We start from the raw sequence: 26,446 nt of genomic DNA on the forward strand, positions 1-26,446 counted from the left end.
GGGATTCTCGCGCCGGTTCCGGAGCGCTTCATTTCATTCCGAACCGCTTACGGCTTGAAGTTCGCGGCGTCGCGCGCCCAGCCGTCGAGTACCGGTTTCAGGTCGGTGAGATTCAGATGAGTGCTGGTGTTCTCCAGCGTCTTGCCCGCACCCTTGCGCACAACCTTGGCGACCGGTTTGCTGGTCGCCCCATCCAGCGCCTCGAATTCGACGTAGACCTCAGTGTCCTGGTCCCGGGTACCCATGGCCGTGGTCGTGGCTGCCACCACCAGGGCGATCGGGATCACTTCGTAAGCCTTCAGACCCTCGGTGGAAATGTTCACGCCCGTGATAGCGGTGCGCAGCACCAGCGTGTCGCGATCAGCCTGCTGGACGATGCGGTAGCGGCTGCCCAATTGCAGCTCCACCTGTTTCTTCAGGTAGTCGGGGATCTCGTCGAGCGTCTTTTGATCGATATTCTCGTTCGGCTTGGGCGGCGGGTAGTAAACCGGCCGCTCGACCAAGACCGAGCTGTAGTTCTGCAGCTTCAGGTTCGGGTCGACCCAGCGCAGCACCGGTTGGCCGCTGGGGGAGGTGGCGGGCTTGAGTTGCGAGTAGTCGCCGAGGAAGCCCGAGTACTGCGAGGTGTCCGGTTTCTGGCTGGAGCAGCCGGCCAGCGCCAGGGCACCGGCGAGGAGCAGCGTGGGTACTACGTAGCGTCGCGTCATGGAGCATCCTTATTCAAAGTTTCACCGCATTGTGCTTTCACCACATTGAACAACCCATTGCTAACCCGGCTGTCGCGGCGGCGGCAGGGTAGCCGCATGCTGGCTCGAAGCCGGTCGAACTTCACTGATGTCAGTCAATTGGGGCCTTGTGGAAACGACCTACAATCACCCACCGATTCTCGTCGGGCGATTTGCCCGATTGACGGTCAGCCACCACCTCCACAATGAAGAGCGGAGTCGAGCGACTGATCCACAGCGCCCGCGCTCCAGCCAGCCTTGCCGCCGATGGGCCCTTTGCTCGCCCACGGCCATCCCCCGACGGTCCACAACGTGACCGTACATCCGGAAACAGAAAGCCGCCGTCATCGCGCCGCGGCTTCTTCTCCGATGGATACACGCCATTGATGGCCGATTTGAACCAAGCCTAGACGGCTTTGAAGAGCGCTGCGTGACAGGCGTTGAGGAACCTGTGTCATGCAGAAAATCAAGGTTCCTGTGACCTGGAATCGAGGTTTCAGATGCCTTTTTCCATGCCGATTGTGCATGGGGTAGGCGTTTCCGGCATTAGACGGGAAATGAGTGGGTGGGAATCATGCGCCCCTTTTTTCGCTGGCCGTCGGCATCCCGATGGTTCGGCGACCCCGACTTCCACAAGAATCAAGGGTGACTCACTATGGGCAAAGCCAAGCTCAGCCTCGCCTGGCAGATCCTCATCGGCCTGGTACTCGGAATCGCACTGGGCGCCGCGCTCAATCATTTCAGCGCGGAAAAGGCCTGGTGGATCAGCAACATCCTCCAGCCGGCGGGCGATATCTTCATCCGCCTGATCAAGATGATCGTCGTACCGATCGTGATCTCCTCGCTCATCGTCGGCATCGCCGGCATGGGTGACGCGAAGAAACTCGGCCGCATCGGCCTGAAGACCATCATCTACTTCGAAATCATCACCACGGTCGCCATCGTGGTCGGCCTGCTGCTGGCGAACCTGTTCCAGCCCGGCGCCGGCATCGATATGAGCACCCTGGGCACTGTGGATATCTCCCAGTACGCGCAGACCGCCAAGGAAGTCGAACACCATCACGCTTTCATCGAGACCATCCTCAACCTGATCCCGTCGAACATCTTCGCGGCCATGGCCCGTGGCGAGATGCTGCCGATCATCTTCTTCTCGGTGATGTTCGGCCTGGGGCTGTCCTCGCTGCCGGCGCCGACCCGCGAGCCGCTGGTGAAGATGTTCCAGGGCGTGGCAGAGGCCATGTTCCGCGTCACCCACATGATCATGCGCTACGCCCCCATCGGCGTGTTCGCGCTGATCGCCGTAACGGTCGCCAACTTCGGCTTCGCCTCGCTGCTGCCGCTGGCCAAGCTGGTGGTGCTGGTGTACTTCGCCATCGCCTTCTTCGCCTTCATGGTGCTGGGCCTGGCCGCACGCCTGTTCGGCTTCTCGATCATCAAGCTGATGCGCATCTTCAAGGATGAACTGGTCCTGGCATACTCCACCGCCAGTTCCGAGACCGTGCTGCCGCGCATCATCGAGAAGATGGAAGCCTACGGCGCGCCCAAGGCGGTGAGCAGCTTCGTGGTGCCCACCGGCTACTCCTTCAACCTCGATGGCTCGACTCTGTACCAGAGCATCGCGGCGATCTTCATCGCCCAGCTCTACGGCATCGACCTGTCCATCGGCCAGCAACTAATGCTGGTGCTGACCCTGATGGTCACCTCCAAGGGCATCGCCGGCGTGCCGGGGGTTTCCTTCGTGGTGCTGCTGGCGACCCTGGGCAGCGTGGGCATTCCGCTGGAAGGCCTGGCGTTCATCGCCGGTGTCGACCGCATCATGGACATGGCGCGCACCGCGCTGAACGTGATCGGCAACGCCCTGGCGGTGCTGGTGATCTCCAAGTGGGAAGGCGTTTACGACGCGCAGAAAGGCGCCCGCTACTGGCAGGCCATGCAGAACGGCCGCATCGAAGCCTTCCTCGAAGGCGAGAGCGCCGACGGCAAGGAAAGCCCCGCCGCTCACTGACCCGCAAGGGTTATCCACAAGGCCCCGGCAGCGTCCGGGGCCTTGTCGTTTATGGCGCCGGAGGGGCTCGTGCCGCTATCATCCGGGCCATTCCAAGGGGGACTCTTCATGCTCAACGGCCTGTGGCTGGGCTTTTTCATCGTCGCGGCGGTCACCGCGCTTTCCCGCTGGCTGCTGGGTGGCGAGGCCAGCGTATTCGCCGCCATGGTGGAAAGCCTCTTCGCCATGGCCAAGCTGTCGGTAGAAGTCATGGTGCTGCTGTTCGGCACCCTGACCCTGTGGCTGGGCTTCCTGCGCATCGCCGAGAAGGCCGGCCTGGTGGAAAAGCTGGCCGTGCTGCTCGGCCCGCTGTTCCGCCGCCTGATGCCGGAGGTGCCCCGCGGCCATCCGGCCATTGGCCTGATCACCCTGAACTTCGCCGCTAACGGCCTGGGCCTGGACAACGCCGCCACGCCCATCGGTCTGAAGGCCATGAAGGCGCTGCAGGAACTCAACCCCAGCAGCACCACGGCGAGCAACGCGCAGATCCTCTTCCTGGTGCTCAACGCCTCGTCGCTGACCCTGTTGCCGGTGACCATCTTCATGTACCGCGCCCAGCAGGGCGCGGTGGACCCGACCCTGGTATTCCTGCCGATCCTGCTGGCCACCAGCGCCTCCACCCTGGTGGGGCTGCTCAGCGTGGCGGTCATGCAGCGGCTGCGCCTGTGGGACCCGGTGGTGCTGGCCTACCTGATTCCCGGCGCGCTGGCGCTGGGCGGCTTCATGGCGCTGCTGGCGGGGCTCTCCGCCACCGCGCTGGCGCAACTGTCTTCGCTGCTGGGCAACCTGACGCTGTTCGGCATCATCCTGCTGTTCCTGATAGTCGGCTGGCTGAAGAAGGTGCCGGTCTACGAAACCTTCGTTGAAGGCGCGAAGGAAGGCTTCGACGTCGCCAAGAGCCTGCTGCCCTACCTGGTGGCGATGCTCTGCGCCGTTGGCGTGCTGCGTGCTTCCGGTGCACTGGAGATGGCGCTGGACGGCATCCGCTGGGTGGTTGAAGGCGTCGGCTGGGATACCCGCTTCGTCGATGCGCTGCCCACTGCGCTGGTCAAGCCGTTCTCCGGCAGCGCCGCACGCGCGATGCTGCTGGAAACCATGCAGTCCTACGGCGTGGACAGCTTCCCGGCCCTGGTGGCCGCCACGGTGCAGGGCAGCACCGAAACCACCTTCTACGTGCTTGCCGTGTACTTTGGCGCCGTCGGTATCCAGCGGGCCCGTCACGCGGTGGGCTGCGCGCTGGTGGCGGACCTGGCCGGCGTGCTGGCTTCCATCGGCGTCTGCTACTGGTTCTTTGCCTGAAGGGCGTGATGGCTCGTCCGGTGTGCCGCCTGTGCCTGGAACAGCAGCCATTCGCGCTGGATCACGCTGTAGGGCACGAACACGCTCAGGCGTGACATGCCGGCCAGTTCCGGGCGGTTCGCCGGCGGCCTGAACCCTGCCTGGAATCCGATATTGATTCCCAGCACGCTGCCATCGCTGCCGATCAGCGGCCCGCCGGACATTCCCTTGGCAATGGCCGCGTCGTGCACGCCGTAGCGTTCGCCACTGGTCGAGCCGTCATCGACGAAGGGCACCGGCCAGACCTTGCCCATGCTGCTCATCGGGATCAACAGCGAACTGCTGCCCAGCGCAGTGACAGCTTCACCCGCGCGGAACTCACGCCATCGCGGCAGTTCGCCATCGGACTTGTGGGCAATGAACAGCAGGTCGCAGCCAGTGCTGCAGCGATAGGCCTGGTTGCGCAGGAAAGGCGTATGGGCGGCGGTCACCGCGTAGTCCGCATTCCATTGCACCGCGGAAGCTACGATAAAGCCTGGAATCGGCGGGCCGGAAAGCACCGAGAAATAGCGGTCGGTCAGGCGACCATCGGTTTCCGGCGAAACCCAGCCGTTGCAGCCGGCCAGTAAAAACAGCAATAGCATTCCCCACACTTTGTTCATCTGAAAGCTCTCCCTTTTTTGTGGGAAAAGCTAACTTCTACTCAGGGAATTTTCTTATATAAAAATAAGATTGTTACTCGCGGTATTTCTTTAGGAGTTATCTCGAATAATGAAGGTTTCCTACAGATTTTTATGTAGGAAGTTGGCTTTGTAATGAGGCAAATAGTTTCTCAATAGATTTATCCGAATTTTAAAAACTGAGAAGTTGTTCGAATAAACATGGAATCCGACGAACGGCATCGAAGCTTTCGCCAAGCTTTCAATTCCATAAAATATGGGCCTTTCAGCCATTTTCCGATTGTCGAACCGAGGCTTTTACACATAGGGTTACAAATAATTCGCTCATCCAGGCCTGCCGGGCGCGGATGAGGAACATTTGATTTTCCCTCAGGGAAATCCCCCCTGTGGCAGCCAGAGTGATGTTCTTATGGCCTCGAACAATTCCAAAGCCAAAGCCGTCTTCCGCGTGGTGAGTGGCAACTTTCTCGAGATGTATGACTTCATGGTGTATGGCTTCTATGCCACCGCCATTGCCAAGACCTTCTTCCCGGGCGATGACCCCTTCGCCTCCCTGATGCTGTCGCTGGCGACCTTCGGCGCCGGCTTCCTGATGCGCCCGCTCGGCGCGATCTTCCTCGGCGCCTATATCGACCGCCATGGCCGCCGTCAGGGGCTGATCATCACCCTCGGCCTGATGGCCGTCGGTACCCTGCTGATCGCCTTCGTGCCGGGATATACCACGATGGGTGTGGCGGCGCCGCTACTGGTGCTGTTCGGTCGGCTGCTGCAAGGCTTCTCGGCTGGCGTGGAACTTGGGGGCGTGTCGGTCTATCTCGCGGAGATTGCTCCACCCGGCAAGCGCGGCTTCTTCGTCAGCTGGCAGTCGGCGAGCCAACAGGTGGCGGTGGTGTTCGCCGGCCTGCTGGGCGTGATCCTCAACCACTGGCTGAGCCCCCAGGACATGGGCGAATGGGGCTGGCGCGTGCCGTTCTTCGTCGGCTGCCTGATCGTCCCGGCCCTGTTCATCATCCGCCGTTCGCTGGAGGAAACCGCCGAGTTCCAAAAGCGCAAGCATCACCCGAGCCTGGGCGAAGTGCTGCGTTCCATCGGCCAGAACTTCGGCCTGGTGCTGGCCGGGACCGCCATGGTGGTGATGACCACGGTATCCTTCTACCTGATTACCGCCTACACCCCGACCTTCGGCAGGAACGAGCTGCACCTGTCGGACTTCGACAGCCTGCTGGTCACCATGTGTGTAGGCCTGTCCAACTTCATCTGGCTGCCGCTGATGGGCGCGGTGTCCGACCGGGTGGGGCGCAAGCCGCTGCTGCTGGCCGCCACGGTGCTGGCGCTGGTGACCGCCTATCCGATGCTGTCCTGGCTGGTCGCTGAACCGAGCTTCGCCCGCTTGCTGGAGGTCGAATTGTGGCTGTCCTTCCTCTATGGCAGCTACAACGGCGCCATGGTCGTGGCGCTCACCGAAGTCATGCCCGCGGATGTGCGCACCACCGGCTTCTCGCTGGCCTACAGCCTGGCGACCGCGACCTTTGGCGGCTTCACCCCGGCGGTCTGCACCTGGCTGATCCACGCCCTGGACAACAAGGCGGCACCGGGCATCTGGCTCAGTGGCGCGGCGGCCCTTGGCCTGCTCGCCACCCTGGCGCTGTTCCGCAAGGGCGCCCGCATACGCGCCGGGGCCTTGGGCGCCAGCGCCTGAGGCCAGCTGCGACCTTCTGCCTCAGCATGGTTCCGGGCGGCATTGACTTGAGTCAGGCTCGCCCGGCATCCGCAGGAGAAGGATAGGGTCATCCCAATCCCTCTTCGCCAGCGGAGACCGCGTCATGATCACCCACACTACAGCCGAGCTCGCAGCCCTCGGGGCTGTTGGCGCCGATCACTGGATAGAAACCCTCGAAGACGGCAGCCATGTGCTAATCCGCCCGTTGCGCGCCGAAGACCGCGAGCGCGAGCGCCTGTTCCTCGAGCGCCTGTCGCCCATGACCCGCAAATTCCGCTTCCATGGCGAAGTGAAGATCGACGATCGCCTGCTCGATCGGCTGATGGACGTCGACTACCAGACCACCATGGCTTTCATCGCCCTGACCCATGTGGACGGTGAGTTGCGCGAAGTTGGCATCAGCCGTTACGCCGCTGTGGATAACCAGCAGTGCGAATGTGCGGTGACCATCGCCGATGAATTCAAGCAACTGGGTTTGGATGTCGCGCTGATGCGCCATCTGATCGACGTGGCCAAGCGCAATGGCTTCCACCAGATGTACTCCATCGACTCATCCATGGACCGCGACATGCGCGACATGGCGCGCGAGCTGGGTTTCCGCGCCCAGATCGACCCGGACGACTCCTGCCAGGTCATTCGCCGCCTCGCACTCTGAAGCCTGAAGGCGCCGACGGGGTTCAGCCCCGTCGGCGCCACAGCGCCAGCGCCAGCAGCCCCACCAGCAACAGCGCGCCCAGGCCCGCCAGCGGATAGACCATGTCGTCATCCAGCAGTGGTTTCTCGATGCGCAGGTAACCTTCATCCTTGAACAGTTGCTTCGCCACGTCGTTGGCGTGGGCCAGGCTGACCTTCGCCAGGCGCTTGTCCTCGTCGGGGAACCTGCCGTCGTCGAAGTCCGCCAGCGCGCCCCAGTAGTAATCCGCCAGTGTCGAATTACCCGGTGTGCTCCAGGCCAGTTGTGCGCGCGCCACGCGCTGGATGCGGGCGAAGCGCTGCGGGTCGAGGCCGTCGTGACGGATCTTCTCCACCAGCTCCCCCAGGGCCTTTTGTGCCACCTCTTGCTCGTCCCGCTCGACATTCGCGTTGAGGCTGAGGAAGCCCTGGTTGGCCCACGCGGTTCGTTCGCTCCAGGGGCCGTAGGACAACTCGCGGCGCACGCGCAGCTCGGTATAGAGGGCATCGTTCAGGTAGGCCTGAAGCAGGTCCAGCGTGGCGCCATCGGCCTGTTCCGGCTCCGGGAAGATCCAGTGCAGCACTGCGCTTTCGCCGAACAACCCAGTGATCAGGCTGCGCTGGCGTTCGGCGCTGTTCTTCATCTGCGGCAGATCGCGGCGTTCCGGCGTGTCGTGGTCCACCAGGGCGCCATAGGTGCGGCTCAGGTAGACCGGCAGGCGCGGGTCCAGGTCGCCGACGATGATCAGGGTCATGTTGCCGGGGACGTACCAATCCTTGCGCAACTGTTCCAGCTGCGCCTGGGTGAGGTTATCCACAGGTGCGCGCTCATCGCAGGCGAGCCCCAGCTCCACAGCCAGTTGTTCCTGGCCGGCACGGCTGACGTTCTGGTGGTCCAGCCAGCGCTGCAGGTGCGAATAGTGGCCGCCGTCCTCGCGCACCAGCACCTGCTTGGCGGAGTCGATCTTGCGCTGGTCGAGCTGGGTGCGGGTGATGATCTCCAGCAGCAGGTCCAGCACCTGGCGCTGGGTGGCGGCGGGGGACTCGACCACGAAGGCGGTGTCGCCCTCGCTGGTGAAGGCGTTCCATTGGCCGCCCAGGGCCTGCATGCGTGCTTCCAGGTCAGCCTCGTCGCCGCCGTCCAGGCCGCTGAAGAACAAGTGTTCCATCAAATGCGGAAGCTGGCGCTCGCGGCAGCTGAAATCGCTGAAGCCGACGCCGACTATCAGCCGGATCGACACGTGGCCTTTCTCGCGGGTTGGCTTGAACAGAACGCCCATGCCGTTTTCCAGCTGATAGGCCTCGACCGTCTGCCGTTGGTCGGCATGGGACAAGGCGCTGAGCAGCAGGGAGAGCAGGGGGACGAACAACCAACGCATGAGCGGTGTGCCTGAACGCAAAGCCGTGAGGATAGCGGATTGACCGGCCCGAACCCACCACGTTCAACCTTTGTCGGGGGGCGACGTCGACGCTGGGCCCTGTCCCGAAGGATCACGGTGGCTATCGGACCGCGCCACTGCGCTCAGATCATCTACCCTGACTGATGGACCTGTCGTTCGCTCCAGCCCGGGGCGATCTGGAGGCTACATGCGTGTCCTGATCACCGGCGCCGCGGGGTTTCTCGGCCAGAGCCTGCTCAGTGAGCTTGCCGTCCAGCACCTGGACTGGACGCTCATTGCCGCCGACATGCAACGGATCAAATCCCAGGGACTGCGCCCGAACATCGAGCCGGTCATGCTGGACCTGAGCGTCGCCGCGCATACACGGGCTTGCGTGGAACACTGGAAGCCCGATGCGATCGTTCACCTGGCCGCGGTGGTCAACCCGCCGCGGGAGATGACGGCCCAGAAACGCCACTCGATCGAGGTCGGCGGCACGCGCGCGCTGATCGAGGCGGCGCGGGATACTGGCGTGCAGCAACTGATAGTCACCAGCTCTGGCGCCGCTTATGGCTTCCACCGCGACAACGCCGAGTGGATCGACGAGTCGCACCCGCTGCGGGGCCATCCGCACCTGCTGCACGCGCGCTGCAAGCAGGAAATCGAGCAGCTGCTGGCCAACGCACGGGAACGTTATCCACAACTCAAGCAGCTGGTTCTTCGTCCAGGCACCATCCTCGGTCGACGTGTGCATAACCCTTTGGCGGAACTGTTCGCCCGACCCACCCTGGTCGGCGTGCTGGCGCATCGCAGCCGCTTCGTCTTCATCTGGGATCAGGACGTGGTGAACGTCATTCGCCAGGGACTGGAGCGCGGCAGCGAGGGCATCTACAACCTTGCCGGCGATGGCGCGCTGTCCCTGCGCGAGATTGCCGGTCTGCTCAACAAACCCTACCGGCCGATGCCGGCCAGCCTGATGCGCATGGGTCTGGGGCTGCTCAAACCGCTGGGGTTGTCGCGTTTTGGTCCCGAGCAGGTGGACTACCTGCGCTACCGGCCGGTGCTGGACAACCGCCGACTCAAGGAAGAGTTCGGCTATGAACCGCGCTACTCCAGTCGCGAGGCTTTCCTGGCCTATCTCGCTGCGCGGGGGCCGCACGGCTGAACGGGGTGCTGGGGATAACCTGTAGACAACGTTGTTGAAAACCCTGTGGGCTCTCGTCTGCAACGCACTCCCGGCAATGTCGCTAACCCGCGGATTGCCGCCGTTGCTGGCGATATTCGCCTGGCGTCAGGCCGGTCCAGTGGCGGAACGCACGGAAGAACACGCTGGGCTCGGAATAACCGAGCAGGGCGGCGATGTCCGTGGCCGGCAGATTGCCTTCCCCCAGGTATCGTTCTGCCAGTTGCCGCCGGGTATCAGCCAGCAGCTGTTGATAACTACTGCCTTCTTCCGCCAGGCGACGTTGCAAGGTGCGTTCGCTCAGGCCGAGCTCGCCGGCAACCGCCGCGCGGCCGGGTTCGCCGCGGGTCAGTTGCTCGCCGAGCAGGGCAACCACACGGCCACTGACGCTCGCGCTGGGCAGCTTGGCGAGCAGCCCTTCGGCGTGCTGGCGCAACAGGTCGCGAAGTGGCGGGTTGGCCTGCGGCAGCGGAGCGTCGATGAGTGCTCGAGGTAGGCCCAGGGCATAGTCCGGCGCGTCGAATTGCAGCGGGCAGTCGAAGGCCTTTTCGTAGTCTGAAAGACTTTCCGGCCGGCTGTGCATGAAGCGGCAACCGGCCAGCGGCAGGTCGCTGAGCAGGGCGCGCAGCTGGCGTGCCCAGAAGCCCAGCAGCGCCAGGGCGCGAGCGCGGGTGGCCGGCGGCTCCGGATTCAGCGGGCGGTAGCTGACCCAGATGATCTCGGCCTGGGCCTCGATGGACACCTGGCCACCTTCGCCCACCAGACGCTGGTAGCGCAGCGCCGATTCGAGGGCATCGCCCATCGTGGTGCTCGACTGCAACAGGTAGCCCAGCGCGCTGAAGGATGCCGGCGACAGGGCCCGGCCCATGGCAAGGCCCGGCTCGTCATGCGGCAGGTCGGCCTGGATCGCCTGCCACATACGCTCCTGCAGCGCGAAGTCGATGCGCGCGTCCGGATCGGCGAGCTGGGATTCGCGTATGCCGCTGACCGCCAGCAGTGCGTCGCGGTTCAGGCCCAGACGCACAGCCGCCAGCAGGATGGCCTGGGTCAGGCTGGCGCTGACCGAGGGAGTGTGTTGGGAGTGAGTGCATGCTTCCATGGCGGCGGATTCTGCCCGAACCCTGGGCGTCGTGATATCAGGACTTTGTAGGGGCTGGCGAAGGTTCTGACAGAACGCTCGCTCAGCCTCTTCGGTCGTCAACCCGTCGCGCTGGAGCCGGGAGAAGCCGGTCGCTGGGAATCCTGTGTCGCCTCGACTTCGTGCTCGACGAAGTCCTCGTCTTCCACAGGCTCACCGATTGCCGAACCGCTCGCATCGGGGTTGTCCAGAACAGCATAGGCGATGGCGCAGAACAGCGAGTTCAAGCGCTTCATGTCGCTGATCAGGTCCAGGTGCAGCGAGCTGGTTTCGATGCTCTGTACCACCTGCTGGCGCAGGCGGTCGACGTGCGAGTGGGCGAAGCGCCGTTCCTGCAGGCGGAAACGCTGCTTGGCGCGGCGCAGGCGCCTGGCGCCTTCCTGGTCGCCATTGAGGAACACCGAAAGCGAAAGGCGCAGGTTCGAGAGCAACTGGCCATGCAGTACGGTGATTTCCTCCAGACCGTGATCGGAGAAAGAGCGGCTGCGCGAAGTCTTCTTGTCCTGCACGGCGCCGAGCATGTGCTCGATGATGTCGCCTGCCTGCTCGAGATTGATCGCCAGTTCGATGATTTCCGCCCAGCGGCGGCTGTCCGCCTCGCTCAGATCCTCGCGGGGCATGCGCGCCAGGTAGAGCTTTATCGCGGTGTAGAGCGCGTCGACGTCGTCGTCCAGCTTGCGGATCTGCTTGCCCAGCAGCGGGTCCCCGCTGTGGATAACCTGCATCAGGTTGTTCAGCATCTGCTCGACGATGTCGCCCATGCGCAGGGTTTCACGTACTGCATTGACCAACGCCAGGCTCGGCGTATCCAGCGCCGCCGGGTCGAGGTGGCGCGGGCGCACGGTATCTTCCGGGGAATGGCGGTCGGGCATGATGCGCGTGCAGAAGGCTGCCATCTGCCCGGTGAGCGGCAGACAGGCCAGACAACGGGTGGCGTTGTAGAGCACGTGGAAGGCGATCACCAGTTCGGCGGTGCTGAACTGCCAGTGATCGATCCAGTCCGCCAGCGGGCCTACCAGCGGCAGCACCAGCGCGCAACCGGCGACCTTGAACAGCAGGCTGCCAAGCGCCACTCGGCGGCCGGCCGCATTCTGCGAGGAAGCGCTGATCATCGCCAGGATGCCGCTGCCCAGGTTGGCGCCGACCACCAGGCACAGCGCCACCTTGAGCGAAATCACCTTGGAAGCCGCCAGCGTCGCGGTGAGCAGCACGGCGGCCAGGCTGGAATAGGAAATCATCGCGAACAGCGCGCCGGTCAGGGCGTCGAGCATCACGTCGCCGGTGAGGCTGGAGAACAGCACCTTCACGCCCTTGGCCTGGGTCATGGGCTCGGCCGCGGCGACGATCAATTGGAGCGCGAGGATGATCAGGCCCAGGCCGATGAACACCCGGCCGATCTGACCGAGCCGCGTCTGTTTGCGGCCGAGGAAGAAGATCACCCCGAAGAAGATCAGCAGCGGCGACAGCCAGGACAGGTCAAGGGTCAGCACCCGCGCCATGAGCGCCGTGCCGACGTCAGCGCCGAGCATGATCGCCAGCGCGGGAGCCAGGGCCATCAGCCCGGTCGCGACGAACGAAGTCGCCAGCAACGCCGTGGCGTTGCTGCTTTGCACCAGCGCGGTGACGCCGATGCCGGCAGCGAAGGCCAGCGGGCGCTTCTCCACGCTGCGGCTGAGGACCTTTCGCAGATTACTGCCGTAGACCCTGAGGATGCCGGTGCGGACGATGTGTGTGCCCCACACCAACAGGGCGACGGCAGAGAGCAGATCGAGCAGTTTGAGCATGTCGGGCCCCCTCGCACTCAAGCGGGCCCGTTGGCGATGCGTCCGTCGACGGACCCTGTAACGACCTCGCCCGCGGCTCCGTACAGACAGCGCGGAGGGCCGAGAAGGACACGGCAACGCACAGGCGATTGTCACAAGACTGTCATGGTAGACCCTCGTTCTTCCTTGAGGGTTCGCCAAATCGCTGATTTGCCGGGATTCCTGTCTGTCAGTAAAGCCGATCGAAAGCACAAGCGAGAGCCTTTGCATCGGTTATTTCGCACGGAACGGCGGACGCCAATGTCTAGACTGCCGTCCATCAAACCCACTACAGGCCGAGGAGAAGTCCCATGCATTGGTCGTTCCCCCTGCTGGTCGCACTGGCACTCGCCGGTTGCGGCGAAAAATCCGCCCTGCCATTCACCGCCGGCACCGGGCCGCAGCCGCAGTTGCCGGAGCCCCAGAGCAGCCTGCTGCCCACCGTCAACGTCGCCACCGCCACCGGCTGGCCCGTCGGTCAGACGCCAAGGGCGGCCGAAGGCCTGGAAGTACAGCGCTTCGCCGACAAGCTCGACCATCCGCGCTGGCTCTTCGTGCTGCCCAATGGCGACGTGCTGGTGGCAGAGAGCTCCGCCCCGCCCAAGGAGGAATCAGAAGGCATCAAGGGTTGGGTGGCCGAGAAGATCATGGCCAAGGCCGGTTCCCAGGTGCCCAGTGCCAACCGCATCACCCTGCTGCGCGATGCTGACGGCGATGGCGTGCCCGAACAGCGCAGCGTGCTGCTGCAAGGACTGTTTTCACCCTTCGGCATGGCGCTTGTGGATAACTGGCTCTATGTGGCCAATGCCGATGCGGTGGTGCGCTTCCCCTACAAGACCGGCGATACGACCATTGGCGCCAAGGCCGAAAAGGTTGTCGACCTGCCGGGTGGCCCAATCAATCACCACTGGACCAAGAACATCCTCGCCAGCCCCGATGGCCGCTACCTCTACGCTACTGTCGGCTCCAACAGCAACGTTGGCGAGAATGGCCTGGACGCCGAGAAGAACCGCGCGGCGATCCTGCAGATCGACCTGAGCAACCGCAAGGTGCGGCTGTACGCCTCGGGTCTGCGCAACCCCAATGGTTTGGGCTGGGAACCCAACAGCGGCGTGCTGTGGACAGCCGTGAACGAGCGCGACGAGCTGGGCAACGACCTGGTGCCCGATTACATGACCTCGGTGAAGGAAGGCGGCTTCTACGGCTGGCCTTGGAGCTACTACGGCCGGCATGTGGATAAGCGTGTCGAGCCGCCGCGCCCGGACATGGTGGAAAAGGCGTTGGTGCCCGACTATGCCCTGGGCGCCCATACGGCTTCGCTCGGCCTTGCCTTCTATCAGGGCAGCCTGCTGCCGGAGCGCTATCGTGGCGGTGTATTCATCGGCCAGCACGGCTCCTGGAACCGCAAGCCGCGCAGCGGCTACCAGGTGGTGTTCATCGCCTTCGGCGGCGGAAAACCCAATGGCCAGCCGGTGACGGTGCTGGACGGTTTCATCAACGACAAAAACGAAGCCATGGGCCGGCCGGTGGGCGTTGCTGTGGATAAGTTCGGTGGACTGCTGGTCGCCGACGACGTGGGTAACACCGTGTGGCGCCTGCGGCCGGCTACCGTGAAGTGAAATCTGTAAAAGGAATGGATATGGCCATCGTTCGACGCGTCACCCTGATAGCCCTGCTGCTGGCGCTGGGCGCCTGCAGCAGTCTGTTCGGCACGCGTGATCCGCTGCGTATCGATCTGGTCGGTCTTGAGCCCGCGACGGGGCAGGGCATGGAGGCGCGCTTCACGGTCAAGCTGCGGGTGCAGAATCCCAATGACCAGGCCATCGACTACAACGGCATTGCCCTGGATCTCGCAGTGAACGGCCAGCCGCTGGCCAGTGGAGTGAGCGACGCCAGCGGACAGGTGCCGCGCTTTGGTGAAAAAGTGATCAGCGTGCCGGTGAGCATTTCAGCGTTCTCCGCCTTCCGCCAGGCCTGGGGCCTGTCGGGCGGGCCACCGCGCCAGGGCATGCCCTACGAGATCAACGGCAAGCTGGCCGGCGGACTGTTTGGCACGGTGCGTTTCAACGACAAGGGCGTGCTCAACTGGCCTGCGCCGGGCGCGCGTCCTTGAGGGTTCCGCTGAGCCACTGTGGATAAAAAAACCGGGCTGCTATAGCCCGGTTTTTTATTTGAAGCCTGTGGATAGCGCCTGTGGACTATTGTCCAGGAATGTCCTTGCGCAGCTTCACCGGGTTTTCCTTCTTCCCGCGCGCGGTGCGCATGCGGATGTTCAGCGCCTCCACGGCCAGCGAGAAGGCCATGGCGAAGTAGACGTAGCCCTTGGGTACGTGGACTTCGAAGGCCTCGGCGATCAGCACGGTACCGACCACGATGAGGAAGGACAGCGCGAGCATCTTCAGCGACGGGTGCTTGTCGATGAAGTCGCTGATGGCGCCGGCCGCCAGCATCATCACCAGCACCGCGACGATGATTGCCGCGATCATCACCGGCACGTTCGACACCATGCCCACCGCGGTGATCACCGAGTCCAGCGAGAACACGATGTCGATGATGGCGATCTGGATGATGGTGCCGATGAAGCCGCCCATCACGCTCTTGGGTTCGCCCTCGGCTTCGTCCTCGCCCTCCAGGCCGTGGAAGATCTCGCTGCTGCTTTTCCACAGCAGGAACAGGCCGCCGAAGAACAGAATCAGGTCGCGGCCGGAAATGCCTTGGCCGAACACCTGGAACAGGTCCGCGGTAAGGCGCATGACCCAGGTGATCGAGAGCAACAGCAGGATGCGCGTGACCATGGCCAGCGCCAGCCCGAAGAAGCGCGTGCGCGGCTGCATGTGCTTGGGCATGCGGCCGACCAGGATGGAAATCATGATGATGTTGTCGATGCCCAGGACGATCTCCAGGGCGGTCAGGGTGAAGAACGCAATCCAGATTTCAGGGCTGGTCAGCCATTCCATTTGAGCGGTACTCGAAGTCAGTCGTTAAAGAGAGGGAAAAGCCCCAACAGCAGGGCCGCGGCGAGAATCGCCAGGCACACCAGCACGGCCCATTTGAGGGTGAAGCGCTGGTGGTCGCCGAAGTCCACCTTGGCCAGCCCCACCAGCAGGTAGGTGGAGGGGACCAGCGGGCTGAGCAGGTGCACCGGCTGGCCGACGATGGAGGCGCGGGCCATTTCCACCGGGCTGATGCCGTACTGCGCGGCGGCCTGGGAGAGTACCGGGAGCACGCCGTAGTAGAAAGCGTCATTCGACATGAAGAAGGTGAACGGCATGCTCACCAGCGCCGTGATGGTGGCCAGGTAGGGCCCCAGCGCCGGCGGAATCACCGCCAGCAGGCTCTTGGACATGGCTTCGACCATCCCTGTTCCGGAAAGAATCCCGGTGAAGACACCGGCGGCGAAGATCAGCGAGACCACTGCGAGAACATTCTCGGCGTGGGCGCCGATGCGCTTCTTCTGCTCGATGATGCAGGGATAATTCACGATCATCGCGATACCGAAGGCGATCATGAAGAGAACAGGCATCGGTAGCAGGCCGCCAACCAGGGCCCCCATCAGAACCACCGTGAGCACGGCGTTGAACCACAGCAGCTTTGGTCGGCGAGCGTCGGGAAACTGCGAGACGCTGACCTCGGCCATGGCTTCGTGGTCGGTGGGCAGGTGCAATTCGCCCAGGCGCGCGCGCTCGCGTTTGCCGTAGGCCCAGGCCAGGCCGAAGATCGCCGCGATGCCGGCGAGCATGGCCGGGATCATCGGCACGAAGATATCCGCAGGGTCCACGTGCAGCGCGCTGGCCGCGCGAGCGGTGGGGCCGCCCCAGGGCGTCATGTTCAGCACGCCGCTGGAGAGCATGATCAGGCAGGCCATCAGCAGCGGGCTCATGCCCAGCCGGCTGTACAACGGCAGTACGGCGGCCACGCAGATCATGTACGTGGTCGAGCCGTCGCCATCCAGCGAGACGATCATCGCCAGCGCGGCGGTGCCCATCGACACCTTCAGCGGGTCGCCCTTGACCAGCCTGAGGATGCGCCGCACCGCGGGGTCGAACAGCCCGGAGTCGATCATGATGGCGAAGTAGAGGATGGCGAACATCAGCATCACGCCGGTCGGCGCCAGGGTGCGGATGCCCTCCAGCATCATCGGCCCCAGGCCCTTGGCGAAGCCGCCGAGCAGGGCGAAGGTGATCGGCACCAGGATCAGCGCGATCAGCGCCGACAGACGCTTGGTCATGATCAGGAACATGAAGGTCGCCACCATGGCGAAGGCGAGGAACGTCAGCATGGGGATAACTCCGGGTCGGCGCGGGGGATTCAGCAGCAGCTGTGGATAAGCACGTGCAGGGCGGACGGAGTCGGGGCGGACAGGAACAGGACAGGGGGCATGGGCGATCACCGATTGTTGTTTTTGTACGCTGCGCGAACGCAGGTCCGGCCGGGAGGACCGAGGCGGCGATGCTAGGGGGTCAGGCTTTCAGCAGGCTTTCGGCCACGCGATATCCGGACAAGGTCCCGATGACGGGGCCCGGATGGCGACGCAGTCGGGACGATGGGGATCAGGGATGGACCAGAATCGCCTGAACCAGTGTGGCGTCGTCGACGGCGGCCAAACGCTGGTCCTGGCGCAGTTCACGCAGGGCGGACGCCAGGTACGGGCCGCTGATTTCACCGTTGCTGGCGACATGCGTAGCCGCATCATCCTTGGCGTCGTGCAGCTTGTCACCGGCCATGTCGGTCAGGCCCTTGCTGAGCGTGGTGATGAGAAACGGGGCGAGCGTGGTGGCGATGCCCACCATGGTCGGTGCGCCGACATCTTCGGCAGATGCCGATGGCAGGTGTGCCCACAACGCGAGCATGAGGCAGGCGGTTCGACAATCCTTGTAGCGCGGCATGGAGAACTCAGTATCCATCTGAGAAAGGCGGCGATGGTCCCAAGTGCGGCGCCTGGGTTCAAGGTCTTGTCAGTGATTGTGCGAACGATCACCCAAGCGCCTGGATCGCACCCATCACCACCAGCAGGCTGGCGCCGGCCAGCAAGGTCTGCAGCGTGATGATCCCGGCCATCAGCCCGCTCTCGCCGCCCAACTGGCGGGTCAGCACGTAGGCGGTCGGGGCTGTGGGTAAGGCGAAGAACAGCACCAGCAGTGCGCTTTCCAGCGCCGGCAGTGCCAGCAGGCGGGCGATGGCGAAGGCCAAAAGCGGCATGGCCAGCAGGCGGATCGCACAGTTCCAGCCCAGCGCCGAGGCTTCCGCGCGCAGTTCCTGCGGCTGCAGCGCCGCCCCGACGCAGAGCAGGCCCAGTGGCAGGCTGGCCACGGCGAGCAGGTTGAACAGCCGGTCCGTGCCGCCGGGCAGACCGATGCCCGTCACGTTGAGCAGGGCGCCGGCCACGCAGGCGAGGATCAGCGGATTCTTCACGATGGGCAGCAGCAGCGAACGCAGGCTGATTCCGCGTTCGGCGGTCAGCGCCCACACCGACATCACGTTCACCGTCGGCACCATCAGTGCCAGCATCAGCGCGGCCAGGGTCAGTCCCGGCTTGCCGTACAGGCTGCCGACGGCGGCAAGGCCCAGGTAGGTGTTGAAGCGCAGTACGCCTTGGGCAATGGCGCCGAAGCGCGCGGCGCTCCAGCCGCGCAGGCGCTTGAAGGCCAGCAGGGCGGTCCAGGCAATGCTCAGGCCCAGCATCACCGCCAGCGCCTGGCGGGCAAGGCCGGGGTCGTCCAGCGGTGCGCTGGCCAGGCTGCTGGCGAGCAGCGCGGGGAACAGGATGAAGTAGTTGAGGCGCTCCGCCGCCGGCCAGAAGGCGTCGCCGGGAAAGCCTTTGCGGCGCAGCACGAAGCCGCCCACGATCAGCGCGAACAACGGCCAGAGGGCCTGGAACAGAGCGGTCACGGCAACCCCGCGATGGTGGTGGGAGCGGGCATCTTGCCGAGGGCGTGGAGGGAAGGGCAAGGCGTGTGGATAAGTTTCTGCTTCTGTCCGGAGTCGTTTTCCACAACCGGGTGCGGTGTGGAAAACCTTGTCCACAGGGCCGGCGAAGCCGTTCACCTCCCGTCGGCGTGAGCAGCACAGAACTGCCTGCCACTGAAACCGCTTCCGGCATCGTGGCGCCGAGTGGGCCGATTGCCGTCACTGGTGGGTTGCGTGCGTTGGCGGAGTTCGGCCGCATGCCGATGACGGAATCGCATCGGCGCGCCCCGGACGTCCGCTGCGCCACGCTGGTGCAATTTCACGCGCAAGGCAGCTTTTTCTTATGGCGCAACGACATATTTAATAATTTTCCGAGCCTCCCGCTTCGGCCACCATCGGTCTGTCAGACATGTCGCGAGACAAAGCCTTCAGACGCTGGGCCATAGAGCCCGATGCCGCCCATGTCCCGGTTCTACCGGCCTCCTGGCCACTGCCGCAGTAAATCAACAACAAAGCCAAATGGCTGTGGGAGTGCTTCATGATCAAGTCCTTGCTCGTGCGTTCCATCGCGTGTTCCGCCCTGGCTCTCGCCGCCGTTTCCGGCGCGCAGGCCGGCACCCTGTCCATCGGCCACACCACCTGGGTCGGCTACGGCACCCTGTACCTGGCCCGTGACCTGGGCTACTTCAAGGAACAGGGCCTGGACCTGCAGCTGACCACCATCGAGGAAGCCTCGATGTACATGGCGGCCCAGGCTTCCGGCCAGCTCTCCGGCTCCGCCTCCACCATCGACGAAATCCTCAAGTACCGGCCCAAGTTCTGCTTCAAGGCCGTGGCCGCGCTGGACGACAGCCACGGCGGCGACGGCGTCCTGGTGGGCAAGGACGTCACCTCCCTGGCCCAGCTCAAGGGCCAGGAAGTGGCGGTGAACGAAGGCTCCGTCTCGCAGTTCTGGCTGTCCTACCTGCTCAAGCACGCCGGCATGAGCATGGCCGACATCAAGGTGCAGAACATGACCGCCGATGACGCAGCCAGCGCCTTCATCGCCGGCCGCGTGCCCGCCGCGGTGACCTGGGAACCGCACCTCTCGCTGGTTCGCGAAAAGCAGCAGGGCAAGGTGCTGGTGGACAGCTCCACGACCCCCGGCGTGATCGTCGACGTGGTCGCCCTCAACTGCGACGTCATCGAGAAGCAGCCCGAGGACGTGAAGGCCCTGGTGAAAGGCCTGTACAAGGCCGTGCAGTACACCAAGGAGCATCCGGACGAGGCCTACGCGATCATGGCCAAGGGCGTCGGCGGCTACCTCGCCGATCCCAAGGCCCTGGCCGATGCCGCCAAGGGCGTGCGCTTCTACGACAAGGCGATGAGCGAGCAGCTCATGGGCACCCCCGGCAAGCCCGGCGACATCAAGGGCCTGATCCGTCTCGCCAACGAGACCTGGAGCGGCCTGCAGGGCAAGCGCCTGGAAGTCAGCTACGACGACCTGGTCGACCCGCGCTTCGTCTCCGAGTAAACCGTCTCACTCTTGTCCCCGCGGGCGGCCTGGCGCCGCTCGCCTGGAGGAATCCGCGATGCCTCGTCGTTCGCAATCCTGGCTCAGCCGTTGCCTGACGCCCAAGGTCGACCTGCCGCTGAAGCTGGTCTGGTCCGCCGGCACCCTGTGCTGGCTGCTCGTGTTCGGCCTGTGGGCCGGGCTTTCCTACGGCGGCGTGGTGCCGGCGATGTTCCTGCCTACCCCGGACGCGGTGCTTGCGGCCGGCGTGCGCCTGGCCAGTGACGGCACCCTCGCCACCCACGTGATGGCCAGCGTCAAGGTGGTGATGATCGGCTTCATCGTCTCCTCGCTGGTGGCGGTGCCGCTGGGGCTACTGATGGGCAGCTTCCGCATCGTCCAGGCCTTCCTCGAACCGCTGGTGAACTTCATCCGCTACCTGCCGGTGACCTCCTTCGTACCGCTGTTCATCCTGTGGATCGGCATCGGCCTGGAACAGCGCGTCACCGTGATCATCTTCGGCGTGTTCTTCCAGCAACTGGTGATGATCGCCGACGTCTCCCGCAGCGTCGCCAAGGACCTGGTCAACGCCTCCTACACCCTGGGTTGCAACCGCCGCGACGTGGTCCTCCACGTGCTCGGCCCGGCCTCGCTGCCCGGCGTGCTCGACACCCTGCGCGTGACCATGGGCTGGGCCTGGACCTATCTGGTGGTCGCCGAACTGGTCGCCGCCTCCAGCGGCCTGGGCTACATCAGCCTGAAGGCCATGCGCGGCTTCCAGGTCGACGTGATCTTCCTGGCGATCGCCATCATCGGCCTGCTCGGCCTGATCACCGACCAACTCTTCCGATTCATTCGACTGAAGGTGGCGTCATGGGCGCAGTAGCGATCAAGCAGGAAGAACAAGCCGTGACCGGCCAGCCAGCCGCCAACCCGGCCCGCCTGCGGGTGGAGAACGTCAGCCTGCGCTACCGCACGCCGGAAGGCGGCACCTTCAGCGCACTGGAGAACGTTTCCTTCGAAGTGCCGGACCAGCAGTTCGCCGTCATCGTCGGCCCCTCCGGCTGCGGCAAGTCGAGCCTGCTCTACCTCACCGCCGGCCTGGCCGAGCCCACCGACGGCGACATCTACGTCGGCGGGCAGTTGGTCGACGGCCCTGGCGCCGACCGCGGCATGGTGTTCCAGAGCTATACGCTGTTCCCCTGGCTCACCGTGCGCCAGAACGTCGAGTTCGGCCTGAAACGCCGCGGCATGCCGGCGGCCGAGCGCCGCGAGATCGTCGACTACTACCTCGACGAAGTCGGCCTGCGCCGCTTCGAGAACAACTACCCCAAGCAGCTCTCCGGCGGAATGATGCAGCGCGTGGCGATCGCCCGCGCGCTGGCCAACGACCCGCAGATCCTGCTGATGGACGAGCCCTTCGGCGCCCTCGACAGCCAGACCCGCATGCAGATGCAGCAACTGCTGCTGCGCGTGTGGGACCACAGCAAGAAGACCGTGGTGTTCGTCACCCACGACATCGACGAGGCCATCCTGCTGGGCGACCGCGTCTATGTCATGGGTGCGCGCCCAGGCCGCATCAAGCGCATCCTCGACGTGCCCATCGAGCGCCCGCGCTCGCTGGACATGGTCATGGACCGCACGTTCATCGAGATGAAGCGCGAAATCCTCGGGCTGCTCCACGACGACCTGGAAGAAGCGCACTGACCTGCCGCCGGCTGGCGCCTCCTGCAGGGCGCCAGCCGATGCGGTGATTCGCTGCAGCACCGTTCGGCCCCCTTTCCCATTGGGAGAGGGTTGGGGTGAGGGGTTCTGCCATTCACGCAAGGACCCAAGGAAACCCCATGTCCAACGATTCCACCTACGACTATCTCATCGTCGGCGCCGGTTCCGCCGGCTGCGTGCTGGCCAACCGCCTGAGCGCCGACCCGGCCGTGCGCGTCTGCCTGCTGGAAGCCGGCGGCAGCGACGCCAGCCCTCGCGTGCAGACGCCGGCCGGCACCATCACGCTGTACAAGAGCAAGGTGTTCAGCTGGAACTTCTATTCCGCGCCGCAGAAGCGCCTGAACAACCGCTCGTTGCATTGCCCGCGCGGCAAGGCGCTGGGCGGCTCCAGTTCGATGAACAGCATGATCTACATCCGCGGCCACGCCTCCGACTACGACCGCTGGGAAGCCGAAGGCTGCCCAGGCTGGGGCTGGAAGGACGTGCTGCCGTTCTTCAAGAAATCCGAACGCAACCTGCTCGGCCAGGACCCGGCGCTGCACGGCACCCTCGGTGAGCTGGTGGTGGACAAGCCGCGCGACCCCAACCCGCTGTCGCAGCTGTTCATCAAGGCCGGCGAGCGTATTGGCCTGCGCCGCAACGATGACTTCAACGGCCGCGAATTCGAGGGCGTGGGCATCTACAACCTGACCCAGAAGGACGCCAAGCGCCTGAGCAGCTACCGCGCCTTCGTCGCGCCGCTGCAGCGCAACAACCTCACCGTGCTGACCAACCGCCAGGTGGGTCGCCTGCTGCTCGAAGGCGAGCGTGTCGCCGGCCTCGAACTGCGCGGCGGCGAACGCCTGCTGGCGCGCCGGGAGGTGATCCTCTCGGCCGGTTCCCTCGGCTCGCCGCAGATCCTTCTGGCTTCCGGCATCGGCCCGGCTGCCGAGCTGAAGGCTGCGGGCATCCCGGTGAACCATGACCTGCCGGGCGTGGGCAAGAACCTCCAGGACCACCTCGACGGCCTAGTCACCGTCCGCTCGCCGAGCCCGCTGAGCCTGGGTTTCTCCCTCGGCTCGCTGCCGCAGATCCTGCTCTCGCCGTTCAAGTACCTGCTGGCGAAGAAGGGCTGGCTGACCACCAACTATGTCGAGGCCGGTGGCTTCGCGCGTACGCCGCTGGCCGATTCGCTGGCCGATGTGCAGTTCCACTTCGTGCCCGGCTACCGCAGCCACCGTGGCCGCCTGTTCGAGTGGGGCCATGGCTACGCCGTGCATACCTGTGTACTGCGTCCGAAAAGCATCGGCGAACTGCGCGTGAAGCAGGGTGGCGACATCGAGATCGACTACAACTTCCTCGCCAACGAAGAAGACGGCCGCGTGCTGGTGGAAGGCGTCAAGCTGGCGCGCAGGATCCTCGCCCAGCCGGAATTCGACAATATCCGTGGTGCCGAGATGCTCCCCGGTCCGCAGGTACAGACCGACGAGCAGCTGCTTGAGCACCTGCGCGAATACGCCGCCACCGTGTTCCACCCGGTGGGCACCTGCAAGATGGGTGAGGACGCGATGGCCGTGGTCGACCTGCGCCTGCGCGTGCACGGCCTGAAGGGTCTGCGCGTGGTGGATGCGTCGATCATGCCGACGCTGATCAGCGGCAATACCAACGCGCCCTGCATCATGCTCGGCGAGCGCGCGGCGGCGATGATCCTCGAGGACAGCCGCGAGCATGCAGCGGCTCCCGCCCACGCCGTGCCAGCCTGAGCGGCTTCATGTAGGAGCGAACTTGCTCGCGAACAAGCTCGCTCCTACAGGGCTGGCTCTGCGATTTCCGCTCCTACAACAGCCAATCCGATGCTGTGGATAACCCTCTACAGCCCCAGCTCGCTCAGCGACGGATGATCGTCCGGCCTACGGCCCTGCGGCCAATGGAACAGGCGCTCGTCCTCGCCGATCGGCAGGTCGTTGATGCTGGCATGGCGCTCGAACATCAGGCCGTTGTCGTCGAAGGCCCAGTTCTCGTTGCCGTAGGAACGGAACCAGTTGCCCGAGTCGTCGTGCCACTCGTAGGCGAAGCGCACGGCGATGCGGTTCTCGGTAAAGGCCCAGAGTTCCTTGATCAGCCGGTATTCCTGCTCGCGCACCCACTTGGCGGCAAGGAACTGCACGATCTGCTCCCGGCCCTGGACGAAGGTCGCGCGGTTGCGCCAACGGCTGTCCGGCGTATAGGCCAGCGAGACGCGGTGCGGATCGCGGCTGTTCCAGCCGTCCTCGGCGAGACGGACTTTCTGGATGGCGGTGTCGCGGGTGAAGGGCGGCAGTGGGGGACGGGCTTCGCTCATGGTGCGCCTCCGAGGGCAGTGGGTGAGGAATCTGGTGCCCATCCTCCGCTTGGTCGGCGGATGGGTAAATGACGGTGATCCCACAGATATTGCCAAGTGCTCCTGAGAACGCTCCTGCTGCCGGTGTTACGCCGATCCCTCTCCCTGGAGGGGACCGTTCGGTGCAGGATGAAACCTGGGTGACAGCCGGCTCTCCCTCTCCCTTCAGGGAGAGGGCTGGGGAGAGGGACTCTTGGCCACAAATCCAGAACTGCCCGCCACCTTGCGCAACCCCACCCGATCCTGGCTCGGACATACGCCGAACTTCGCCCGATAGCTGCGCGACAGGTACGAGGGGGTCTCGAAGCCGCAGGCCACGCCGATCTCCAGCACGCTCATGTCGGTCTGGCGCAGCAGCTGGCGCGCCTTGTCCAGGCGCAGGCCGAGGTAGAAGTTCGACGGCGTGTCGTTCAGGTGCAGGCGGAACAGGCGCTCCAGCTGGCGCCGGGTCACCTGGATGCGCTCGGCCAGTTCCAGCGTGGTCAGCGGCGGTTCGGTGTGGCGCTCCATCTCGCCGATCACCTGCACCAGCTTGCGGTTGCTCACTCCGTAGCGGCTGGCGATCTGCAGGCGCTGGTGGTCCTGGCGGGTGCGGATGCGCCCGACCACGAACTGCTCCGACACCTGCACCGCCAGCTCCGGCCCGTGGGCCTGGGCGATCAGGTCGAGCATCAGGTCGATGGACGCGGTACCCCCGGCCGAGGTGATGCGCGGTCCGTCGATCTCGAACAGTTCCTGGGTCGCCTGCACCTGTGGATAAGTCTCCCGGAAGGCATCCAGCGCCTCCCAGTGCACCGTACAGCGCTGGCGCTGCAGCAGGCCGGCCTCGGCCAGGACGAAGCTGCCGGTATCGATACCGCCCAGGGTCACGCCTTCGCGATCCAGGCGCTTGAGCCAGTGCCGCAGCGCCGGCGTGCAGGCGCGCAGCGGCTCGAAGCCCGCCACTACCAGTAGCGTGTCGCCCTCGCGCAGTGCTTCCAGGCCGCTGTCGGCGTTCATCGACATGCCGTTGCTGGCCAGCACCGGCCCGCCGTCCAGGCTCATCAGGTGCCAGCGATACAGCTCGCCGCGAAAACGGTTGGCCACCCTCAGGGGCTCCACCGCGGAGACGAAGCCCATCACGGAAAAACCGGGCAACAGCAGGAACCAGAAGTCTTGGGACATGGCGGGTACCGTGCGGCTTGATGGCAGCGTGCCCATCGTTATGAACCAGGGACGTCGCCCTGGCAATCGGGGAGGTCGCTGCTGTGCAAGAGCTGGTCGCCGCAGTGCGATTCACCAGCCCTGCAGCTGCGTAACTTGATCACCACAGCCCCGTCAGGGGCCGCATGACACACAACAACGATAACCAACGCCGCAAAGGCCTTGAGGGAGAAGTCATGAAGCTATCGATCAAAGCGCTCGGCTGCGCCGCGCTGATGCTCGCCGCCGGCAGCAGCTGGGCCGCCGAGCCCGCCCAGTGCCAGAACGTGCGCATGGGCAGCGTGAACTGGACCGACGTGGTGGCCAGCAGCGCCGTGGCCGAGGCCGTGCTCGACGGCCTGGGCTACACGGTCAAGCAGACCAGCGCCTCGCAGCAGATCATCCTCGCCGGCATGGCCGACAAGCAACTCGACGTCTTCCTCGGCTACTGGCAACCGACCATGCAGCCGGTGGCCAAGCCCTACCTCGACAAGCAGCAGATCGACGTGATCACTCCGCCGACCCTGCCCGACGCGCAGTCCACCTACGCCGTGCCGAGCTACGTCTACGACGGCGGTCTGAAGACCTTCGCCGACATCGCCAAGTTCAAGGACAAGCTGGGCAACAAGATCTACCTGATCGAGCCCGGCAGCGGTTCCAACCGCATCACCGCGAAGATGATCGCCGACGACAAGTTCGGCCTGAGGGGCTTCCAGATCGTCGAGTCCAGCGAGGCCGGCATGCTCACTGCGGTCAAGCGCGCCATCAAGCGCAAGCAGTGGGTGGTGTTCTTCGGCTGGAAGCCGCACCCGATGAACCTGCAGATCGACATGAAGTACCTCACCGGCAGCGACGACGTATTCGGCCCCAACGAAGGCTCCGCCACCGTTTCCATCATGACCGCCGGCGGCTACCAGGCGCAGTGCGGCAACGTCGCCAAGCTGCTGCACAACCTCAAGTTCAGTAGCGAGCAGGTCAGCCAGGTCATGGTACCGATCCTTGACCGCAGCCAGCCGGTAGACGCCGCCAAGGCCTGGCTGAAACAGAACCCCGAGCCGCTCAAGGCCTGGCTCGAGGGCGTGACCACCTTCGATGGCAAGGATGGCTTTGCGGCCGTCCAGGCCTCACTGAAGTAACCCCCTGACACAGCACTCCCTGCG

The 26,446-nt window shown here is 64.6% G+C and carries 23 protein-coding genes; 12 read left to right on the forward strand and 11 right to left on the reverse strand.

The genetic code is table 11. The annotated features are described in order from the left end of the window. Positions 1–47: 47 nt before the first annotated feature. On the reverse strand, positions 48–707 hold the full coding sequence (locus tag C167_RS0126935; RefSeq protein ID WP_017521429.1) for a DUF3313 domain-containing protein: 660 nt from the start codon (positions 705–707) through the stop codon (positions 48–50). A 673-nt stretch (positions 708–1,380) separates the two neighbouring features. Here C167_RS0126935 and gltP point away from each other — a divergent pair. Beyond that, positions 1,381–2,730 carry a glutamate/aspartate:proton symporter GltP gene (gltP, locus tag C167_RS0126940; protein ID WP_017521430.1) on the forward strand — a complete coding sequence of 450 codons (1,350 nt, stop codon included), beginning with the start codon at positions 1,381–1,383 and terminating at the stop codon, positions 2,728–2,730. Positions 2,731–2,838: 108 nt separating this feature from the next. Continuing rightward, positions 2,839–4,068 carry a nucleoside recognition domain-containing protein gene (locus C167_RS0126945; RefSeq protein WP_017521431.1) on the forward strand — a complete coding sequence of 410 codons (1,230 nt, stop codon included), beginning with the start codon at positions 2,839–2,841 and terminating at the stop codon, positions 4,066–4,068. Here the strand turns inward: C167_RS0126945 and C167_RS0126950 are convergent. Next, positions 4,050–4,709: a S1C family serine protease gene (locus C167_RS0126950; protein WP_017521432.1), complete on the reverse strand. Its 660-nt coding sequence runs from the start codon at positions 4,707–4,709 to the stop codon at positions 4,050–4,052. The two genes, C167_RS0126945 and C167_RS0126950, sit on opposite strands and share 19 nt — an antisense overlap. Before the next feature lie 427 nt (positions 4,710–5,136). Between C167_RS0126950 and C167_RS0126955 the strand changes: the two genes are divergently transcribed. Together C167_RS0126955 and C167_RS0126960 are read left to right on the forward strand one after the other, a co-directional pair. Continuing rightward, a complete protein-coding gene (locus tag C167_RS0126955) occupies positions 5,137–6,426 on the forward strand; it encodes an MFS transporter (protein ID WP_017521433.1) in 1,290 nt (429 codons plus the stop codon). A 124-nt stretch (positions 6,427–6,550) separates the two neighbouring features. Further along, a complete protein-coding gene (locus C167_RS0126960) occupies positions 6,551–7,102 on the forward strand; it encodes a GNAT family N-acetyltransferase (RefSeq protein WP_017521434.1) in 552 nt (183 codons plus the stop codon). Positions 7,103–7,124: 22 nt separating this feature from the next. Here the strand turns inward: C167_RS0126960 and C167_RS0126965 are convergent, their stop codons facing one another. Then, positions 7,125–8,498: a M16 family metallopeptidase gene (locus tag C167_RS0126965; protein WP_017521435.1), complete on the reverse strand. Its 1,374-nt coding sequence runs from the start codon at positions 8,496–8,498 to the stop codon at positions 7,125–7,127. A gap of 208 nt (positions 8,499–8,706) precedes the next feature. On the opposite strand from C167_RS0126965, the gene C167_RS0126970 reads away from it, so the two are divergent. Next, positions 8,707–9,663: an NAD-dependent epimerase/dehydratase family protein gene (locus C167_RS0126970; RefSeq protein WP_017521436.1), complete on the forward strand. Its 957-nt coding sequence runs from the start codon at positions 8,707–8,709 to the stop codon at positions 9,661–9,663. A gap of 82 nt (positions 9,664–9,745) precedes the next feature. Here C167_RS0126970 and C167_RS0126975 read toward each other — a convergent pair whose 3' ends face one another. Both C167_RS0126975 and C167_RS0126980 read right to left on the reverse strand, forming a co-directional pair. Further along, complete coding sequence (locus tag C167_RS0126975; protein WP_017521437.1) at positions 9,746–10,780, reverse strand: AraC family transcriptional regulator; 1,035 nt, start codon at positions 10,778–10,780, stop codon at positions 9,746–9,748. A gap of 98 nt (positions 10,781–10,878) precedes the next feature. Next, on the reverse strand, positions 10,879–12,603 hold the full coding sequence (locus tag C167_RS0126980; RefSeq protein ID WP_017521438.1) for a Na/Pi cotransporter family protein: 1,725 nt from the start codon (positions 12,601–12,603) through the stop codon (positions 10,879–10,881). A 329-nt stretch (positions 12,604–12,932) separates the two neighbouring features. On the opposite strand from C167_RS0126980, the gene C167_RS0126985 reads away from it, so the two are divergent. Further along, the gene (locus tag C167_RS0126985) at positions 12,933–14,240 is read left to right on the forward strand and encodes a PQQ-dependent sugar dehydrogenase (protein WP_017521439.1); all 1,308 of its coding nucleotides are present in this window, start codon (positions 12,933–12,935) and stop codon (positions 14,238–14,240) included. A gap of 20 nt (positions 14,241–14,260) precedes the next feature. Next, positions 14,261–14,734, forward strand: a complete 474-nt coding sequence (locus tag C167_RS0126990; RefSeq protein ID WP_017521440.1) for an LEA type 2 family protein — start codon at positions 14,261–14,263, stop codon at positions 14,732–14,734. Positions 14,735–14,819: 85 nt separating this feature from the next. On the opposite strand, the gene C167_RS0126995 is transcribed toward C167_RS0126990, so the two are convergent. From C167_RS0126995 to C167_RS0127010, 4 genes are all read right to left on the reverse strand, one after another. Then, a complete protein-coding gene (locus C167_RS0126995) occupies positions 14,820–15,578 on the reverse strand; it encodes a TerC family protein (protein ID WP_017521441.1) in 759 nt (252 codons plus the stop codon). Between the two features lie 17 nt (positions 15,579–15,595). After that, a complete protein-coding gene (locus C167_RS0127000; RefSeq protein ID WP_017521442.1) occupies positions 15,596–16,900 on the reverse strand; it encodes a CitMHS family transporter in 1,305 nt (434 codons plus the stop codon). Between the two features lie 271 nt (positions 16,901–17,171). Beyond that, positions 17,172–17,507 carry a DUF2388 domain-containing protein gene (locus tag C167_RS32985; protein WP_017521443.1) on the reverse strand — a complete coding sequence of 112 codons (336 nt, stop codon included), beginning with the start codon at positions 17,505–17,507 and terminating at the stop codon, positions 17,172–17,174. Positions 17,508–17,595: 88 nt separating this feature from the next. Further along, positions 17,596–18,570 (reverse strand): AEC family transporter, encoded by a 975-nt coding sequence (locus C167_RS0127010; protein ID WP_200860181.1) that lies wholly within the window; start codon positions 18,568–18,570, stop codon positions 17,596–17,598. Between the two features lie 496 nt (positions 18,571–19,066). Between C167_RS0127010 and C167_RS0127020 the strand changes: the two genes are divergently transcribed. From C167_RS0127020 to C167_RS0127035, 4 genes are all read left to right on the forward strand, one after another. Further along, on the forward strand, positions 19,067–20,041 hold the full coding sequence (locus C167_RS0127020) for an ABC transporter substrate-binding protein (protein WP_017521446.1): 975 nt from the start codon (positions 19,067–19,069) through the stop codon (positions 20,039–20,041). Between the two features lie 58 nt (positions 20,042–20,099). After that, positions 20,100–20,906: an ABC transporter permease gene (locus C167_RS0127025; protein WP_017521447.1), complete on the forward strand. Its 807-nt coding sequence runs from the start codon at positions 20,100–20,102 to the stop codon at positions 20,904–20,906. After that, positions 20,894–21,727: an ABC transporter ATP-binding protein gene (locus C167_RS0127030; protein ID WP_017521448.1), complete on the forward strand. Its 834-nt coding sequence runs from the start codon at positions 20,894–20,896 to the stop codon at positions 21,725–21,727. The genes C167_RS0127025 and C167_RS0127030 overlap by 13 nt, the downstream gene beginning before the upstream one ends. 137 nt (positions 21,728–21,864) lie before the next feature. Beyond that, on the forward strand, positions 21,865–23,487 hold the full coding sequence (locus C167_RS0127035; RefSeq protein WP_017521449.1) for a GMC family oxidoreductase: 1,623 nt from the start codon (positions 21,865–21,867) through the stop codon (positions 23,485–23,487). A gap of 107 nt (positions 23,488–23,594) precedes the next feature. Here the strand turns inward: C167_RS0127035 and C167_RS0127040 are convergent, their stop codons facing one another. Continuing rightward, the gene (locus C167_RS0127040) at positions 23,595–24,065 is read right to left on the reverse strand and encodes a DUF1348 family protein (protein ID WP_017521450.1); all 471 of its coding nucleotides are present in this window, start codon (positions 24,063–24,065) and stop codon (positions 23,595–23,597) included. Positions 24,066–24,269: 204 nt separating this feature from the next. Beyond that, a complete protein-coding gene (locus C167_RS0127045; protein WP_017521451.1) occupies positions 24,270–25,268 on the reverse strand; it encodes a GlxA family transcriptional regulator in 999 nt (332 codons plus the stop codon). A 215-nt stretch (positions 25,269–25,483) separates the two neighbouring features. Here C167_RS0127045 and C167_RS0127050 point away from each other — a divergent pair, with 215 nt between their 5' ends. Then, the gene (locus tag C167_RS0127050) at positions 25,484–26,422 is read left to right on the forward strand and encodes a choline ABC transporter substrate-binding protein (RefSeq protein ID WP_017521452.1); all 939 of its coding nucleotides are present in this window, start codon (positions 25,484–25,486) and stop codon (positions 26,420–26,422) included. The last annotated feature ends 24 nt before the right edge of the window (positions 26,423–26,446 follow it).

Source organism: Pseudomonas nitroreducens TX1 (genome assembly GCF_000313755.1).
In the GTDB taxonomy this organism is placed as follows: domain Bacteria; phylum Pseudomonadota; class Gammaproteobacteria; order Pseudomonadales; family Pseudomonadaceae; genus Pseudomonas; species Pseudomonas nitroreducens_A.